Source organism: Brenneria corticis (assembly GCF_003115855.1).
GTDB classification, from domain to species: Bacteria; Pseudomonadota; Gammaproteobacteria; order Enterobacterales; family Enterobacteriaceae; genus Brenneria; species Brenneria corticis.
Window position 1 is genome coordinate 44,474 of record NZ_KZ819072.1, and the last position, 16,130, is coordinate 60,603.

Genomic DNA, 16,130 nt, shown 5'->3' on the forward strand with positions numbered 1-16,130 from the left:
CAGCCCCGATGCGCAATGAAGGATTCATTGTCAGCGATTTTTCCTGTCGCGACAAGTGCGCGCTTACTGCGCGACGCCGTCGCTATATGCTTGTTTTAACTGCGGCCAGTATTCGCGATTCGCCGCGATCATCTCGTCGAGAATGGCTTTGGCGTGTTGCATGGTGGGAACGGTGCGATTAAGGGTGAAAGCCTGCAAGGCTTTCTCGTAATTGCCTTCGATGGTGGCTTCCACCAGCAGCTGTTCCGAAGCCAGCTGCTGTTCCAGCAGCGCGCGGTGAAACTGCGGCACGTTGCCCATACGCACCGGCTCCGGCCCCTGCGCGGTGATATAGGCCGGCACTTCCACCATGGCGTCGTAAGGCAGGTTGGCGATGGCGCCCTTGTTTTCCACAATCACCAGGTGGCGCTGGCGCAGATCGAAGGCCAGCGAGCAGGCCACGTCGACGATAAAGGCGCCGTGTACCCCGACGTGGAACGCATCGGGCAGAATACCGGTTTCCCGGTAGCTGGCCGCCGCGGCGAACAGCTTTTTCTCGCGTCCGTCCATCACCTCATTGGCGCGGGTATAGTCCGGATCCTGATGTTCCACGATGTGATTGGGCATCAGATAATACTGCAGGTAAGGGTTGGGCACGAAGTCGGGGAAATGATCCATGATCGGCTTAATGTTGCGCCAGGTTTTCACCCAGGAGGGATCGGAATGCTGCGGATCGGTGTCGGCGGCATCGGCGGTCAGCAGGCCGTAGCGCGCAATGTGCCGGCGCAGTTCGGGCAGACGATCGACGCCATCGACCAGAATGCGGGTAAACCAGCCGAAATGGTTCAGGCCGAAGTAATCAACCGTAATCTCTTCACGCCGCACGCCGAGCACGGCGGCGATATTGCGCATCGCCGCCACCGGCATATCGCAGATATTCAGCACCCGCGCCTGCGGGCGCAGACGGCGCACCCCCTCGGCGACGATGGCCGCCGGATTGGAGTAGTTAACGATCCAGGCGTCTTGATGCGCATAACGCTCCACCAGATCGATCAGCTCGACCATAGGCAGTATGGTGCGCAGGCCGTAGGCCAGCCCGCCGGGACCGCAGGTCTCCTGACCGACCACGCCGTGGCGCAGGGGGATTTTTTCATCCTGCTCGCGCATTTTGTATTGGCCGACGCGCATCTGGGCAAAGACAAAGTGCGCGCCGCTGAAGGCGGTTTGCGCATCCGTGGTGATGGTAAAGGCGATTTCGCTGCTGTGATCGCGGATCACTTTCTCCACCACCGGGGCAATGGTCGCCTGACGCGGGCCGTCAATATCGTACAGGCGAATTTCCGCCAGCGGGAAGTCGGCGAGACGTACCATCAGACTTTTCACGATGCCTGGCGTATAGGTACTGCCGCCGCCGGCAATAGTCAGAATAAACGGGGGTTTTGTCATGGTCGGTTTCCTGTTAAAGCGCGTTTTCAACTGCTTCGCGTATGGTTTTGACGTGAAGTCCGTATACCACCTGCACATTGTTGCCCTGACGGATAACCGCTTTGGCGCCGGTGGTTTTAAGCTGCTGGTCGTCGACGATGGCGGGGTCGATTACCGTGACCCGCAGGCGGGTATAGCAGTTGTCCACCACCTCGATATTGGGTTTGCCGCCGAGTCCGGCGATAATGGTCAGGCCGACGAGGCGGCCGTCGTCTTTGAGCTGCTGCTGCGCCTTGGCCTGATAGTCGGTTTTGGAGTACAGCCGCGTCTCTTCTTCATCGGTTTCACGCCCCGGCGTGGGCATATCGAAATAGAGGATCAGGAAGCGGAAGACGAAGAAGTAAATCACCGACATGGTTAAACCCACGGCGATATACATCGGCCAGTTGGATTTCTCAATGCCCAGCGGCAGGTTGTACAGCAGGAAGTCGATCACCCCGTTCGCGCCGATGGCGTGTACCCCCAGCACCGAGAACAGCATCATGCCCAGCCCGGTCAGCACCGCGTGTACCGCAAACAGCAGCGGGGCGACGAAGAGGAAAGAGAACTCCAGCGGTTCGGTCACCCCCAGCAGGAAAGAGGTAAACGCGGCCGGGACCAGAATCGCCTTGGCGGCCAGGCGTTTTTCCGGTTTGGCGGTGACATACATCGCCAGCGCCGCCGCCGTCAGGCCGAACATTTTACTGATGCCGCGCGCGTCCCAGGCCACCGTCGGGCTAAGCTGTTTAACGCTTTGGCAGGCCATCTCGGCGAAATAGATGTTGCGCGCGCCCTGATACAGATTGCCGCACACCTCCGCCGAACCGCCTAACTCGGTGTAGAGAAACGGGGTATAAACCAGGTGGTGCAGCCCGGTGGGGATCAGAATGCGCTCCAGAAAACCGTAGATGGCGATGCCGAAAGGCCCGGCGCCTTTAATGGCGAACGCCAGATGGCTGATGCCCTGCTGGGCGAAAGGCCAAACGGCGCTCATCGCGAAGCCGAGGGCGATAGCCAGCGGGATCGCCAGAATAGCGACGAAACAGTGGCCGGAGTAGATGGCCATCACCCCGTCAAACTGTTTGCCGGAATAACGGTTATACAGATAGCCGGCGAATGCGCCAATCAGGATGCCGGCGAAAACGCCCATCTCCAGCACCTGAACCCCCAGCACCATGCCTTGTCCGGCCGCGCGCATCTCCGCGGCGGGCACCAGTTTTCCCTGTAGCTGCAGCGTAATGTTCATCGCATTGATGAAGATGATAAAGGTCACCAGGCCGATCAGCGCGGCGTAGCCTTTATCGCGCTTTGCCAGACCGATGGGAATGCCGACGGCGAACACCAGCGCCAGATTGGCCAGGATCGCCACGGCGGATTTGGAAACCAGCTGACCGAAATCCTGAATCAGCGGATGGCTGAGCAAGGGAATATAACCGGCCAGATTGCCGTTGCCAAATACGTTGCCAAAGGCGATAAACAGCCCGACAATCGGTAAAATCAACACTGGCCCATACAGCGATTTGCCGAAATTCTGCAATGCATTGACCGCTCTTTTCATTATCGTCTCTCTTGGTGGTCATTATTGGGTGGGTACAGAGCAAGGCTAGCAGCGAATGAAGATGTTTTTCCAGTTATCTTATTGTTTTAAAAACAAATAACCCATAATGTCACAGGTAACCCTCAGAACTGTGATCGCCGATGATTTGTTACCGTCGCGCCGTTTTTCCGGGGGAGCGAGCAATTACGGCTGGACGGCAATCGCCGATAAGGTAGGGGAGAAGATAATATTTTTTTAATAAGATGTTACGTCTCTGATAGGCAAGTGGTTCAGGCCACCCTATAATCTGCGCCACTTTACGCATTCTGAACGTTTACCCGGCGGATGTGTGAGGCAGATAATTTTTATAATCCGGATGCTATCTGATAGTCAGTTAATGAGGTCAATATGACGGTAGAACGTACCTTTTCCATCGTAAAACCGAATGCTGTGGCGAAGAATGCCATTGGTGCGATTTATGCGCGTTTTGAAAGCGCGGGTTTCAAGATTGTGGCGGCCAAAATGCTGCATCTGACGCGTGAGCAAGCCGAAGGCTTCTATGCCGAACATCAGGGCAAGCCGTTTTTTGACGCGCTGGTCTCCTTTATGATCTCCGGGCCGATCATGGTGCAGGTGCTGGAAAGCGAAAATGCCGTGCAGCGCAACCGCGATATCATGGGCGCCACCAACCCGGCGAACGCGCTGGCGGGCACGCTGCGCGCCGACTACGCCGACAGCTTTACCGCCAACGCGGTGCATGGATCGGATTCCCCCGAGTCCGCGCAGCGCGAAATCGCCTATTTTTTCAGCGCCGATGAAATCTGCCCGCGGAATTAATTCCGCGCACCGCTGGCCTGGCGGTACTAAACTTTGTACAATGCTGCGCCCTGAATGAGCCCGCGCTCGTTCGGGGCATTTCTTTAACTATCCTTTTTTAGTGCCATAACGTGTAATAACGAGGCCAAGAGTCCCTATGTCCGAACAAATCGTGTCCGAATTTTCACCGGCGTCCGCCGTAGCGCCCCAATCCGCCAAATCCGCGGCGGAAAAAGTCAATCTGTTGGATCTTAACCGTCAGCAAATGCGCGAGTTTTTCGCCTCGTTGGGGGAGAAACCCTTCCGCGCCGATCAGGTAATGAAGTGGATCTACCACTACTGCTGCGACGATTTCGCCCAGATGACCGATATAAACAAAGTCTTTCGCGCCAAATTGCAGCAGGTCGCCGAGATCCGCGCGCCGGAAGTGGTGGATGAGCAGCGCTCCTCCGACGGCACCATCAAGTGGGCGATTCTGGTTGGCGACCAGCGTGTGGAAACGGTGTATATCCCGGAAGAGGATCGCGCCACGCTGTGCGTCTCTTCGCAGGTGGGCTGCGCGCTGGAGTGCAAATTCTGCTCAACCGCGCAGCAGGGCTTTAACCGCAATCTGCGCGTTTCCGAAATCATCGGCCAGGTGTGGCGCGCGGCCAAAATCATCGGCGCGTTCAAAGTCACCGGACAGCGTCCGATCACCAACGTGGTGATGATGGGGATGGGCGAACCGCTGCTCAACCTGACCAACGTGGTGCCGGCGATGGAAATCATGCTGGATGATTTCGGTTTCGGCCTGTCGAAACGGCGCGTCACGCTGTCGACCTCCGGCGTGGTGCCGGCGCTGGATAAGCTGGGGGATATGATCGACGTGGCCCTGGCGATTTCCCTGCACGCGCCGAACGATGAAATCCGCAATGAAATCATGCCGCTTAACAAGAAGTATAATATTGAAACCTTCCTGGGCGCGGTACGGCGCTATTTGGAGAAATCCAACGCCAATCAGGGGCGCGTCACGGTGGAATACGTGATGCTGGACCATATCAATGATGGTACGGAGCACGCGCATCAACTGGCCGAATGCCTGAAAGATACGCCGTGCAAGATTAACCTGATCCCCTGGAACCCCTTTCCCGGCGCGCCTTACGGCCGCAGCTCGAACAGCCGGGTCGATCGTTTTTCCAAAGTGCTTATGGAGTACGGTTTTACCACCATTGTGCGCAAAACCCGCGGCGACGATATTGACGCCGCCTGCGGTCAGCTTGCCGGTGAAGTGGTGGACAGAACCAAGCGCACGCTGAAGAAAAAAATGGCGGGTGAACCTATCGCGGTTAAAACGGTCTGATACCTAATCGTTGCGGTTATAGATGAAAGTAGTACTACATTAGCGCGGTTAATCATGCTATTCCCGGGCGGGAATGGCTGTTACCATGAACGGCGTAAAGTCGTATAGCCGCTGATATGACGGGTCGGGACGCCAACGCAAGGAAGTCAGGAATGACGCAACAGTCAAGGCAGGGAAGAGGTTGGTTGCCGGTGGTCGCGGCGGTTCTGTTGGCCGGATGCGCTGCTCCGCCTTATGAAGGGGCGAATCCGGCGGCGCAGACCCGTTTACAGTTAGGGCTGGAGTATCTGGCCCGCAATGACCTTGACGCGGCCCGGCGGAATCTTGAAAAGGCGTTGCAGGCGGCGCCGCAAGACTACCGCACCCAGGTGGGCATGGCGCTTTATGAACAGCGGATTGGCGCCAATCAGGCCGCTGAACGGCGCTATCAGCTGGCGTTAAGGCAGGCGCCGGGAAACGGCGGCGTAATGAATAATTACGGTGCGTTTCTGTGTGGTTTAGGGCAGTATGGAGCGGCGCAGCGACAGTTTGACGCGGCCGCGAAACTCCCCGATTACCGTCAGGTTGCCGATGCGTTGGAAAATGCAGGGTATTGCTTTTTCAAAGCCGGGCAGGATGATAATGCGCGTCGCGCATTAAGTCAGGCGCTGAAGCATGATCCCGCGAAGGGCGCTACGCTGTTGGCAGAGGCGGATAAACGCTTTTCCGCCGGAAAATACCAGCAGGCTCAATTGCTTCTGGGCGTTTATCAGCATATCCTTCCGGCCAGTGCCGAGAGTTTATGGTTACAGATTCGTTTCGCCGCGCTGGCGAACCGTGATGACGAGCTTGAGCATTACGGCAAATTGCTGGCGCGAAGTTTTCCACAATCTAAACAGTACCAGCAGTTCTTAGCTAATGAATACTGAAGCCACTCAAAATAACACAGAATCCACCATCCCCGGCGAACGTCTGCGCCAGGCGCGCGAGCGTCTGGGATTGACCCAGCAGACCGTCGCCGAACGCTTATGCCTGAAGATTTCCACCGTGCGTGAGATTGAAGACGGCAATACGCCGACCGATTTGGCGCCGACTTTTTTACGTGGTTATATCCGTTCTTATGCGAAGCTGGTTCACCTGCCGGAGAGTGAACTGTTGCCCATGCTGGATAAGCATGTGGCTCCCCGTGCGTCGAATGTGGCTCCCATGCAGAGTTTTTCCTTAGGGAAAAGCCGCAAGAAACGGGACGGCTGGTTAATGACCTTCACCTGGCTGGTGGTGATTGTCGTCCTGGGGCTGACCGGCGCATGGTGGTGGCAGAATCATCAGGCGCAGCAGCAGGAAATCAACTCCATGGTCGATCATGCCAGCTCGCTTCAGGCGCAGAGTGAAGGTCAATCCGTGCCGCTGATGGATAATGGCGATAATAGCGAGCCGCAGGATGCGACGGCTTTCGACGCCGCGCCTTCCAGTCCGGTGGATGTGCCGGTGAATACCGCCGATTCGGCCCCGCAGCAGGCCGAATCCGACCTTTCTTCCGCCGCCCAGCCGGCGACGCCGCCGGAATCCGCCTCCGCGGCTCGGCAGCCGCCGGCGGAGGATAATGCGTTACTGAGCCAGAGCGCGATGGCGCCGGCCACCGGCCCTGTTTCCGCCGGAACGACCCCGTCCGCCGACGCGGGGCAGGCGCTGGCGATGAGTTTTACCGCTGATTGCTGGCTGGAGGTGACGGACGCCAGCGGCAAAAAACTGTTCAGCGGGATGCAGCGCAACGGCGGTTCCCTGAACCTGAGCGGCCAGCCTCCCTATAGTCTGAAAATCGGCGCGCCTGCCGCGGTACAGATTCAGTTTCAAGGTAAGCCGGTCGATTTAAGCCGGTTTGTGAGAAGCAATCAGGTTGCACGTCTGACGCTGGCGGCGGAATAACGCAATTTGTCTTGGTGATGCTGCAATTTTGGAGAAGAAGTAATGCATAACGCTGCACCCATAACCCGTCGGAAATCAAAGCGGATTTACGTCGGTAAGGTGCCTGTTGGGGATGGGGCGCCGATCGCGGTGCAGTCCATGACCAACACCCGAACCACGGATGTTGAAGCGACGGTCAATCAAATCAAATCACTGGAACGCGTCGGCGTCGATATCGTGCGCGTATCCGTTCCCACCATGGATGCGGCGGAAGCGTTCAAACTCATTAAACAGCAGGTTAACGTTCCCCTGGTCGCCGATATCCATTTTGACTATCGCATTGCGTTAAAAGTGGCGGAGTATGGCGTCGATTGCCTGCGAATCAACCCCGGCAACATTGGCAACGAAGAGCGAATCCGCTCGGTGGTGGACTGCGCGCGCGATCACGATATTCCGATCCGCATCGGCGTCAACGGCGGATCGCTGGAAAAGGATTTGCAGGAAAAGTATGGCGAACCCACGCCGGAAGCCCTGCTGGAATCCGCCATGCGCCACGTCGATATCCTCGATCGTCTCAATTTCGATCGGTTTAAAGTCAGTGTGAAAGCCTCCGATGTTTTTCTGGCCGTACAGTCTTACCGGCTGCTGGCCGCCCGTATCGATCAGCCGCTGCATCTGGGGATCACCGAAGCCGGCGGCGCGCGCAGCGGGGCGGTTAAATCGGCCATCGGCCTTGGCCTGCTGTTATCCGAAGGGATCGGCGATACCCTGCGTATTTCGCTGGCGGCCGATCCGGTGGAAGAGGTTAAAGTCGGCTTCGATATTCTGAAGTCGCTGCGTATCCGTTCCCGCGGCATCAACTTTATCGCCTGTCCCACCTGCTCGCGGCAGGAGTTCGACGTTATCGGTACGGTGAACGCGCTGGAACAGCGGCTGGAAGATATCATCACGCCAATGGATGTATCCATTATCGGCTGCGTGGTCAACGGGCCGGGCGAGGCGTTGGTTTCCACCATCGGCGTAACGGGCGGCCACAATAAGAGCGGCTTCTATGAAGACGGCGTGCGTCAGCGCGAGCGTTTCGATAATGAGCAGATGATCGACCAGCTTGAAGCCAAAATCCGCGCCAAAGCCTCGATGATGGATGAAAGCCGGCGCATCACGGTAAATCTGGTGGATAAATAATCCGTGCCGGTGCGGCCCTGGGCCGTTATCCGCACAAATACTATTCCTGAACCCGATGGGGAGACCGGTGCATTGAAGATGCGGTATCAATCCCCCTATAATCGGGTTTATTTTTTGAAAAATGCATAGAGAACAGACGTGGCAAAAAATATTCAAGCCATTCGCGGCATGAACGATTACCTGCCGGCCGAAACGGCATTGTGGCAGCGGATTGAAAACAGCCTGAAACAGGTGCTCGGCAGCTACGGCTACAGTGAAATCCGTACGCCCATCGTTGAGCAGACGTCGCTGTTTAAGCGCGCCATCGGTGAAGTTACCGACGTGGTGGAAAAAGAGATGTATACCTTTGAGGATCGCAACGGCGACAGCCTGACGTTGCGTCCTGAAAATACCGCTTCCTGCGTCCGCGCCGGTATTGAGCACGGCATCCTCTACAATCAGGAGCAGCGGCTGTGGTATATCGGGCCGATGTTTCGCCATGAGCGTCCGCAGAAAGGCCGCTATCGCCAGTTTCATCAACTGGGCTGCGAAGTCTTCGGTTTGCAGGGGCCGGACATCGACGCCGAGCTGATTCTGCTCACCGCCCGCTGGTGGCGGGTGCTGGGCATTGCGCAGCATGTCCGGCTGGAGCTGAACTCGATTGGTTCGCTGGAGGCCCGCGCCCGTTACCGCGAGGCGCTGGTGGCGTTCCTGGAACAGCATAAAGAACAGCTGGATGAAGACTGCCTGCGCCGCATGTACACCAACCCGCTGCGCGTGCTGGACTCGAAAAATCCCCAAGTGCAGACGCTGCTCAATGACGCGCCGGTGCTGACCGACTACCTGGACGACGAGTCCCGGACGCACTTTGAAGCGTTAGGTGAACTTTTAACCCAGGCGGGTATCCCATATACCGTTAACCCGCGTCTGGTTCGCGGTCTGGATTATTACAACCGCACCGTCTTTGAATGGGTAACCACCAGTCTGGGCGCGCAGGGCACGGTCTGTGCCGGCGGGCGTTATGATGGTATGGTTGAGCAACTGGGCGGACACGCTACCCCGGCGGTGGGTTTTGCCATGGGCCTGGAGCGTCTGGTGCTGCTGGTGCAGTCCCTCAACCCCGAGTTTAAAGCGCTTCCTGGCGTTGACGTCTATCTGATCTCTTCCGGCGAAGGCACGCAGGTGGCGGCGATACAACTGGCTGAGACACTGCGCGATGCGCTGCCGCAGTTGAAACTGATGACCAACTACGGCGGCGGCAATTTTAAAAAGCAATTTGCCCGCGCCGATAAATGGGGCGCGCGCATTGCGCTGGTATTAGGCGAAAACGAAGTGACCGCGGGTCAGGTGGTGATAAAAAACCTGAGAAACGGCGAGCAGGACACATTGGCACAGGCCGACGTCGCCGCGCGACTGGCAACGTTACTGGATTGAGGAGAGAGACACCGTGGAAGTCTATACCACAGAGAATGAGCAGGTTGATGCGCTACGTCGTTTCCTCGCGGAAAACGGGAAAGCATTGGTCGTTGGCGTTGTGCTCGGCGTCGGCGCGCTGGTTGGCTGGCGTTTCTGGCAGAATCACCAGAGCGACAGCGCCATGGCGGCGTCGGTATCCTATCAGCAAGTCAGCGAACAGCTGGCGGGCGGAAAAGCCGAAGGCGTAACCTCGGCGGAGAAATTCGCCGCTGAAAACAAAAATAATTACGGGGCGCTGGCCTCGCTGGAGCTGGCTCGTCATTATGCGGATCGGAAGGATTTTGCCAAAGCGGAACAACAGCTGGCGCAGGCCGGGTCGCAAACCAAAGACGCCGACCTGCTTGCCGTGGTGAATTTGCGTTTGGCGCGCATTCAGCTCCAGGAGAAAAAGGCGGACGAAGCCCTGAAGACGCTGGAGGCCATCAAGTCGGACGGCTGGGTTGCTCTGGCGGCGGAAGTGCGTGGCGATGCCCTGGTAAGCAAAGGGGACAATCAGGCCGCGCGCGAAGCTTATAATAAAGGTCTGGCCGCGAATCCACCGCAGGCACTGCAAGCATTGCTGCGTATGAAACTGAACAACCTGTCCAGCTAAGAGGAATTCCATGCAACTGCGTAAAACACTTCTGGTAGGACTGGTTTCTGTCGCCCTGCTGAACGGATGTTCGCTGTTTAACAGCGAGGAAGATGTCGTTACCATGTCTCCACTGCCGACGGTGGAAAATCAGTTCACGCCGACCAAGGCGTGGAGCCGCTCGGTGGGCAGCGGCATCGGCGAATTCTATTCCAATCTGCACCCGGCCTGGCAGGGGGATCGCGTCTTTGCCGCCGATCGCCGCGGGACGGTAAAAGCGCTGGATCTCAACGACGGCAGCGAAATCTGGCGTGCCGACCTGTCTGAAAAAACCGGCTTTCTTTCCCGCAATACGCCCGCCTTACTCTCCGGCGGCGTAGCGGTATCCGGCAACCATGTCTATGTTGGCAGTGAACGAGCGCAGGTGTTTGCCCTCAACGCGGAAGACGGAACGCCGGTATGGCAAACCAAAGTCGCCGGTGAAGCGCTGTCCCGCCCGGTTATCAGCGACGGCGTGGTGCTGATTCATACCAGCAACGGCCTGTTGCAGGCGCTGAATGAAAGCGACGGCGCGATTAAATGGACGGTTAACCTGGATATGCCGACGCTGTCTCTGCGCGGCGAATCCGCGCCGACCACCGCCTTTGGCGCGGCCATCGTCGGCGGCGATAACGGACGCGTGAATGCGGTGCTGATTAATGAAGGGCAGTTAATCTGGCAGCAGCGTATTTCGCAGCCCAGCGGAGCGACGGAAATCGATCGCCTGAATGACGTCGATACCACGCCGGTGATTGTCGGCGAAGTGGTCTACGCGCTGGGCTATAACGGCAATCTGACCGCGCTGGATCTGCGCTCCGGCCAGATCCTGTGGAAACGGGAACTGGGTTCGGTGCACGATTTTATCGTTGATGGCGACCGTATCTATCTGGTCGATCAGTCCGACCGCGTGGTGGCGCTGAACACTAACGGCGGCGCGAGCCTGTGGCGTCAGAGCGATCTGCTGCACCGCAACCTGACGGCGCCGGTGCTGTATAATGGTTACCTGGTGGTGGGGGATACCGAAGGGTATCTGCACTGGCTGAATACGTCTGACGGCCGCTTTGTCGTACAGCAGAAAGTTGACGGTTCGGGCTTCCTGAGCAAGCCGGTGATCGCCAGCGACAAGCTGCTTATCCAGGCGAAGAACGGCGAGGTTTACGCCTTTACCCGCTAGTTAAAAACCGTAGTGTTTGGATCCCTGCCGCTGGCAGAAACGATCCCCCAACGGCTCCTGACAGTATCAGGGGCCGTTTCGTCTTTTTATCGTCAGCAGGTATTCTTGCTGTAACGTATTGAAATATAAGTAATGAGGTTGTAACAATGATACCTGTCGTCGCGCTGGTCGGACGTCCGAACGTGGGGAAGTCCACGCTGTTTAACCGCTTAACGCGCACTCGCGATGCATTGGTGGCGGATTTCCCAGGGCTGACGCGTGACCGCAAGTATGGCCGTGCGGAAGTGGAGGGCCACGAATTCATCATCATCGATACCGGCGGCATCGACGGCGCGGAAGACGGCGTAGAGACGCGTATGGCCGGGCAGTCGCTGCTGGCGATTGAAGAGGCCGATATCGTGCTGTTTATGGTCGACGCCCGCGCGGGACTTATGCCCGCCGATCAGGGTATCGCCCAACACCTGCGCAGCCGCCAGAAGGCGACGTTTCTGGTGGCCAATAAAACGGACGGTATTGATCCCGACACCGTTATCGGCGAGTTCTATGCGCTGGGGATGGGGGAAATCTATCCCATCGCGGCGTCTCACGGGCGCGGCGTCACCTCCCTGCTGGAAAAAGTCCTGTTGCCGTTTGTGCAGGATGACGAGGCCGAACCCGTTGCGCTGACGGAAGAAGAAGAGAACGCCGCTTACTGGGCGGAGCAGCTTGCGGACGAGCAGGCGGCTGAAAATGCCGAGGACGCGGAGGATGATTTCAATCCTGAAGATCTGCCGATCAAACTGGCGATCGTCGGCCGTCCGAACGTCGGCAAGTCCACGCTGACCAACCGGATTCTGGGTGAAGATCGCGTGGTGGTTTACGATATGCCCGGCACCACGCGCGACAGTATCTATATTCCGATGGTGCGCGATGAGCGTGAATATATCTTGATCGACACGGCCGGGGTGCGCAAACGCGGCAAGGTAACCGAAACGGTTGAAAAATTCTCGGTGATTAAAACCCTGCAGGCCATCGAAGACGCCAACGTGGTGCTGCTGGTTATTGACGCGCGCGAAGGGATATCCGATCAGGATCTCTCGCTGCTGGGCTTTATCCTCAACAGCGGGCGCTCGCTGGTGATTGTGGTCAACAAGTGGGACGGCCTGTCGCAGGAGGTGCGCGAGCAGGTTAAAGAAACGCTGGATCTGCGTCTCGGATTTATCGACTTCGCCCGTATTCATTTCATCTCCGCGCTGCATGGCAGCGGCGTGGGAAATCTGTTTGAATCGGTGGTTGAAGCCTACAGCTGCGCCACCCGCCGGGTCGGCACCTCCATGCTGACCCGCATTATGCAAATGGCCGCCGATGACCATCAGCCGCCGCTGGTGCGCGGCCGTCGCGTAAAACTGAAATATGCGCATGCGGGGGGCTACAATCCGCCGATTGTGGTGATCCACGGCAATCAGGTGAAAGACTTGCCCGATTCCTACAAACGCTATCTGATGAACTATTACCGCCGCTCGCTGAACGTGATGGGAACGCCAATCCGCATCCAGTTTAAAGAGGGCGAAAATCCTTTTGCGGATAAACGCAACACGCTGACGCCAAATCAGTTACGCAAGCGTAAACGTTTGATGCAGCACCTAAAAAAAAGTAAATAACGGGTAAGCGGGGCGGATGGCGACATTCGCCCTGCATTGCTTTGCTGAATAGCCGGGAAAGTTTATGTCTTGGGAAAACTGGAGTTTTGCGTTTAACGTTACGGTGCCGAACCTGTTGATGCTGCTGCTGGGGATAGCGCTGCGCAAACTTAAGATGCTGAATGACGACTTTTGCGATTCAGCCATGCGGCTGGTCTTTAACGTATCCTTGCCCTGTCTGCTTTTTTTCAGCTTGGCCACCAATCACCAGTCGATTATGGAACAGCTGCCGCTGGTGATTTATGGGGTCTGCGGCACGCTGCTGAGCTATCTGCTGCTGGAGTTTGCCGCGGTTTATGTGGTTAAGGAGCCGACCGAGCGCGGTATCTTCGTGCAGGGCGGGTTTCGTTCCAACACCGGCATTATGGGGCTGGCGTTTGCCATGAGCGCCTATGGCCAGGAGGGCGTCGCCGTCGGTTCTCTCTACCTGATGGTGACGGTGATTATGTTTAACGTGCTGTCGGTCATCACCTTGACGCGCAGTTTACAGCGTACGGCCGACGGGCGGGGGATCCGCATTCCCGCGCTGCTGAAGAGTATCGTCACCAACCCGCTGATCCTCGGCCTGCTGGGCGGCCTGTGTTATTCGAAAAGCGGCTGGCCGATGCCGACGGTGATCCAGCAGACCGGCGGCTTTATTGCCGCGCTGTCGCTGCCGCTGGCGCTGTTGTGCGCCGGCGTCAGCCTCGACCTGCGGATGATTTTTCGCTCATCCAACGTGGCGGCGCTCTCCTCATTGGCCAAGCTGCTGCTGGTGCCGGGCATGCTGACGTTTGGCGGCTGGCTGGTCGGTTTTCGCGGCGTTACGCTCGGGGTGATTTTTTTGTTTTCCGCCACGCCGACGGCGGCGGGCAGCTATGCGATGACCCGGGCAATGGGCGGCAATCCGACGCTGGCCGCCAATATTATTGGCCTGACCACCGCCGGTTCGTTCTTTGTTATCGCCCTGGGCGTCTATTTCTTGCGCTCGCTCGGGGTTATTTAGTTATAGGGGGGAAGATGGAAGTCACTTGTCCGCGCTGTCATGGCGTGATGAACTGGAAAAACGACCATTGTTTTCACTGCCCGGCCTGCCGTCAGGACTATCTGCGCGAAGCCTATTGCCCTGAATGCAACCACCCGCTGCAGGTGCTGAAAGCCTGCGGCGCGGTGGATTATTTTTGCCAGCAGGGGCATGGTTTGGTTTCGAAATCGCGGGTGGTATTTTCGTTGCACAAACAATAGGGGGAGAAATAAAAAATCATATATTGTTGCAATATGCGCTTTTATCTTTCCAATACGTCGTGCTGCCGCGAGCGCGGTAATCAGCGATTTCTTGCCTCCATCCTGAGTTTTCTGGATTGTGTTGCCATTCTTTGTGTGCGGCAATACAGTACAAATGCGGCAAATGGACGGCTATTCATCAATGCTCTGCTGAGAAAGACGGATAATAATACTATTATTGATGTTGTTAATGTGTCGAAGGAGAAAGATATTGCATTCATCGCATCGACAAAAGAATAAAAGAGTTGAAATACCCCAAGAGCTAGTATCGCGATAAAGAAATAATAATATAGCACGAGTCCGGTATTATGTCCCCGCGATAACAAGTAGCTTGCGAAAAATAGATAAATGATTAATAGAATACTCGGTATGAAAAATAGAACGACGTGCAAAGGCGGCGTATTAATAGCGAATAGATCCAGAAAAAATAGTAAACTCAGTGTGAAGGATAATAGAAAGAAAAATAGCATCAAGGCGACAGGGAAAGCATTCTGTCGCGGAAGTTCCTGTGCGGGTTTGTCGAAATAGCTTTCGAGCGCTTCTGATGAGCGCGCAAGTAAGGTTTGATCGTTACTGGCTATAGCCGCATCGATTTCCCTTCCATGTCGGATAAGCTCGAACATTCGAGCACCGAGAAGTTTCCTGCTTACATTCATTTTATCACCGCAAGAGATTGTATTGTCCCTAACACATATCGGCCTGTTTTGATGACGTTTTCGGGAGATGCGATGATACCGCTTACCGAGCTTCCGGTGAATGCGGCCATGCTGGTTAGGGTATTTGCCAATTGTTTTTTGAGTTCATTTTGTATTGGTTCTATTGGGAAACGTTTGGGGTATAGACCGGCTTTCAGTGCGGCTTTTATCTCTTTCGTAGTAATTCCGGGATTTTGTGCTCTTATAATTAATTCCGACAGACGCGCCCTGTCTTGTCTGGGGTATTTTTTGAGCCAATCTAAAACGCGAAGTGATGAAACAGATTTCATTGCTCGATATGTGGCGACTGCTTCTTTTAACGCTCCGCCGGCGCTGACCAAAGAGACAAAATCAAGAGCGGTAGAAGTTGCTATATACCAATCTTCGGAATCCAGCCAATTGACGTTAACCGCATTATTTTTGCGGATATCATGAACACGATAAATACCATTAACGCATTGTAATGCCGTCGCTACACCGCCAGCATAAGCGATGGCGACTAAAGCGCCGCTGGCACCTGCGGTGATAGGAACTGCCGTGCTCCCAGCAACGGCAACGGCAAGGGTAACCAGCATAGCGCCACAGGATAATGCCGTTGAGGCGATTTCGGGGCCTAATGCCGGTGCGGTAACGGCATTTGTTAAGTTATCTCCGGCCGCGTATCCGTTAATTTGGGATACTTTGGTTACCACAACGTGAGTGACAATACTGTTCTGATTATTGGCTATACGCTTTGAAGGCCGCACCAGATAGCGCTGGTGCCCGTCGGCATAGATAATTCCGGCCTGATGAAAATCGCGGGTGCAGTCGAGAGACTGTGCAAGGGCCTGAAAATCAAAATCAGCGCCCGACTGATTACCCGTCCAGCGGGAAAAGTCATAGCTCGTCAAGCCGCGTTCGGCGAGGGAAGAGGTCAACGGCATTTTATGCTCCTTCATATTAAATAATGCCAGCAACTCGCAATCTATTGAGTCTATAATCGCTTATAAAACAAGTAATTACTTTCTTGAATGTTTAATCGATAAACCATAGCGCGGCGGATGGAATCAA

15 protein-coding genes are annotated in these 16,130 nt (G+C 56.1%); 11 read left to right on the forward strand and 4 right to left on the reverse strand.

What is annotated here, in order from left to right; translation table 11 throughout:
- Nucleotides 1-63: 63 nt before the first annotated feature.
- Together DDT56_RS02095 and DDT56_RS02100 are read right to left on the reverse strand one after the other, a co-directional pair.
- Nucleotides 64-1,425 carry a 6-phospho-alpha-glucosidase gene (locus DDT56_RS02095; RefSeq protein WP_136164869.1) on the reverse strand — a complete coding sequence of 454 codons (1,362 nt, stop codon included), beginning with the start codon at nt 1,423-1,425 and terminating at the stop codon, nt 64-66.
- A gap of 13 nt (nt 1,426-1,438) precedes the next feature.
- Nucleotides 1,439-3,001 (reverse strand): PTS transporter subunit EIIC, encoded by a 1,563-nt coding sequence (locus DDT56_RS02100; RefSeq protein WP_136164870.1) that lies wholly within the window; start codon nt 2,999-3,001, stop codon nt 1,439-1,441.
- Nucleotides 3,002-3,388: 387 nt separating this feature from the next.
- On the opposite strand from DDT56_RS02100, the gene ndk reads away from it, so the two are divergent.
- The 11 genes from ndk (at nt 3,389) to DDT56_RS02155 (ending at nt 14,346) form a co-directional block, all read left to right on the forward strand.
- Complete coding sequence (gene ndk, locus DDT56_RS02105) at nt 3,389-3,817, forward strand: nucleoside-diphosphate kinase (protein WP_136164871.1); 429 nt, start codon at nt 3,389-3,391, stop codon at nt 3,815-3,817.
- A 136-nt stretch (nt 3,818-3,953) separates the two neighbouring features.
- The gene (gene rlmN, locus DDT56_RS02110) at nt 3,954-5,135 is read left to right on the forward strand and encodes a dual-specificity RNA methyltransferase RlmN (protein WP_136164872.1); all 1,182 of its coding nucleotides are present in this window, start codon (nt 3,954-3,956) and stop codon (nt 5,133-5,135) included.
- Between the two features lie 152 nt (nt 5,136-5,287).
- Complete coding sequence (gene pilW / locus DDT56_RS02115) at nt 5,288-6,043, forward strand: type IV pilus biogenesis/stability protein PilW (protein ID WP_136164873.1); 756 nt, start codon at nt 5,288-5,290, stop codon at nt 6,041-6,043.
- A complete protein-coding gene (gene rodZ / locus DDT56_RS02120) occupies nt 6,033-7,040 on the forward strand; it encodes a cytoskeleton protein RodZ (protein ID WP_136164874.1) in 1,008 nt (335 codons plus the stop codon). Before pilW ends, rodZ begins: the two co-directional genes overlap by 11 nt.
- A gap of 42 nt (nt 7,041-7,082) precedes the next feature.
- Nucleotides 7,083-8,204: a flavodoxin-dependent (E)-4-hydroxy-3-methylbut-2-enyl-diphosphate synthase gene (gene ispG / locus DDT56_RS02125; RefSeq protein ID WP_136164875.1), complete on the forward strand. Its 1,122-nt coding sequence runs from the start codon at nt 7,083-7,085 to the stop codon at nt 8,202-8,204.
- Between the two features lie 138 nt (nt 8,205-8,342).
- Nucleotides 8,343-9,617, forward strand: coding sequence for a histidine--tRNA ligase (gene hisS, locus DDT56_RS02130; RefSeq protein ID WP_136164876.1), 1,275 nt, complete (start codon nt 8,343-8,345; stop codon nt 9,615-9,617).
- A gap of 13 nt (nt 9,618-9,630) precedes the next feature.
- The gene (locus tag DDT56_RS02135; RefSeq protein WP_136164877.1) at nt 9,631-10,251 is read left to right on the forward strand and encodes a YfgM family protein; all 621 of its coding nucleotides are present in this window, start codon (nt 9,631-9,633) and stop codon (nt 10,249-10,251) included.
- A 10-nt stretch (nt 10,252-10,261) separates the two neighbouring features.
- Entirely contained in the window at nt 10,262-11,443 is a 1,182-nt protein-coding gene (gene bamB, locus DDT56_RS02140) for an outer membrane protein assembly factor BamB (RefSeq protein ID WP_136164878.1), read from the forward strand.
- Nucleotides 11,444-11,589: 146 nt separating this feature from the next.
- Nucleotides 11,590-13,083, forward strand: a complete 1,494-nt coding sequence (gene der / locus DDT56_RS02145) for a ribosome biogenesis GTPase Der (protein ID WP_136164879.1) — start codon at nt 11,590-11,592, stop codon at nt 13,081-13,083.
- A 64-nt stretch (nt 13,084-13,147) separates the two neighbouring features.
- The gene (locus DDT56_RS02150) at nt 13,148-14,107 is read left to right on the forward strand and encodes an AEC family transporter (protein WP_136164880.1); all 960 of its coding nucleotides are present in this window, start codon (nt 13,148-13,150) and stop codon (nt 14,105-14,107) included.
- A gap of 14 nt (nt 14,108-14,121) precedes the next feature.
- Complete coding sequence (locus DDT56_RS02155) at nt 14,122-14,346, forward strand: zinc ribbon domain-containing protein (protein ID WP_136164881.1); 225 nt, start codon at nt 14,122-14,124, stop codon at nt 14,344-14,346.
- A gap of 80 nt (nt 14,347-14,426) precedes the next feature.
- On the opposite strand, the gene DDT56_RS02160 is transcribed toward DDT56_RS02155, so the two are convergent.
- Together DDT56_RS02160 and DDT56_RS02165 are read right to left on the reverse strand one after the other, a co-directional pair.
- Nucleotides 14,427-15,008 carry an immunity protein Sip4 gene (locus DDT56_RS02160; RefSeq protein WP_136164882.1) on the reverse strand — a complete coding sequence of 194 codons (582 nt, stop codon included), beginning with the start codon at nt 15,006-15,008 and terminating at the stop codon, nt 14,427-14,429.
- Between the two features lie 29 nt (nt 15,009-15,037).
- Entirely contained in the window at nt 15,038-16,003 is a 966-nt protein-coding gene (locus DDT56_RS02165) for an Ssp4 family T6SS effector (protein WP_136164883.1), read from the reverse strand.
- Nucleotides 16,004-16,130 lie beyond the last annotated feature (127 nt).

Bases quoted from the DNA above. Each gene is read 5' to 3' on its own strand.
- DDT56_RS02155 (WP_136164881.1), top strand. From the start codon at position 14,122: ATGGAAGTCACTTGTCCGCGCTGTCATGGCGTGATGAACTGGAAAAAC.
- DDT56_RS02165 (WP_136164883.1), bottom strand. From the start codon at position 16,003: ATGCCGTTGACCTCTTCCCTCGCCGAACGCGGCTTGACGAGCTATGAC.
- DDT56_RS02095 (WP_136164869.1), bottom strand. From the start codon at position 1,425: ATGACAAAACCCCCGTTTATTCTGACTATTGCCGGCGGCGGCAGTACC.
- rodZ (WP_136164874.1), top strand. From the start codon at position 6,033: ATGAATACTGAAGCCACTCAAAATAACACAGAATCCACCATCCCCGGC.
- ispG (WP_136164875.1), top strand. From the start codon at position 7,083: ATGCATAACGCTGCACCCATAACCCGTCGGAAATCAAAGCGGATTTAC.
- DDT56_RS02150 (WP_136164880.1), top strand. From the start codon at position 13,148: ATGTCTTGGGAAAACTGGAGTTTTGCGTTTAACGTTACGGTGCCGAAC.
- DDT56_RS02160 (WP_136164882.1), bottom strand. From the start codon at position 15,008: ATGTTCGAGCTTATCCGACATGGAAGGGAAATCGATGCGGCTATAGCC.
- der (WP_136164879.1), top strand. From the start codon at position 11,590: ATGATACCTGTCGTCGCGCTGGTCGGACGTCCGAACGTGGGGAAGTCC.
- pilW (WP_136164873.1), top strand. From the start codon at position 5,288: ATGACGCAACAGTCAAGGCAGGGAAGAGGTTGGTTGCCGGTGGTCGCG.
- DDT56_RS02100 (WP_136164870.1), bottom strand. From the start codon at position 3,001: ATGAAAAGAGCGGTCAATGCATTGCAGAATTTCGGCAAATCGCTGTAT.
- bamB (WP_136164878.1), top strand. From the start codon at position 10,262: ATGCAACTGCGTAAAACACTTCTGGTAGGACTGGTTTCTGTCGCCCTG.
- ndk (WP_136164871.1), top strand. From the start codon at position 3,389: ATGACGGTAGAACGTACCTTTTCCATCGTAAAACCGAATGCTGTGGCG.
- rlmN (WP_136164872.1), top strand. From the start codon at position 3,954: ATGTCCGAACAAATCGTGTCCGAATTTTCACCGGCGTCCGCCGTAGCG.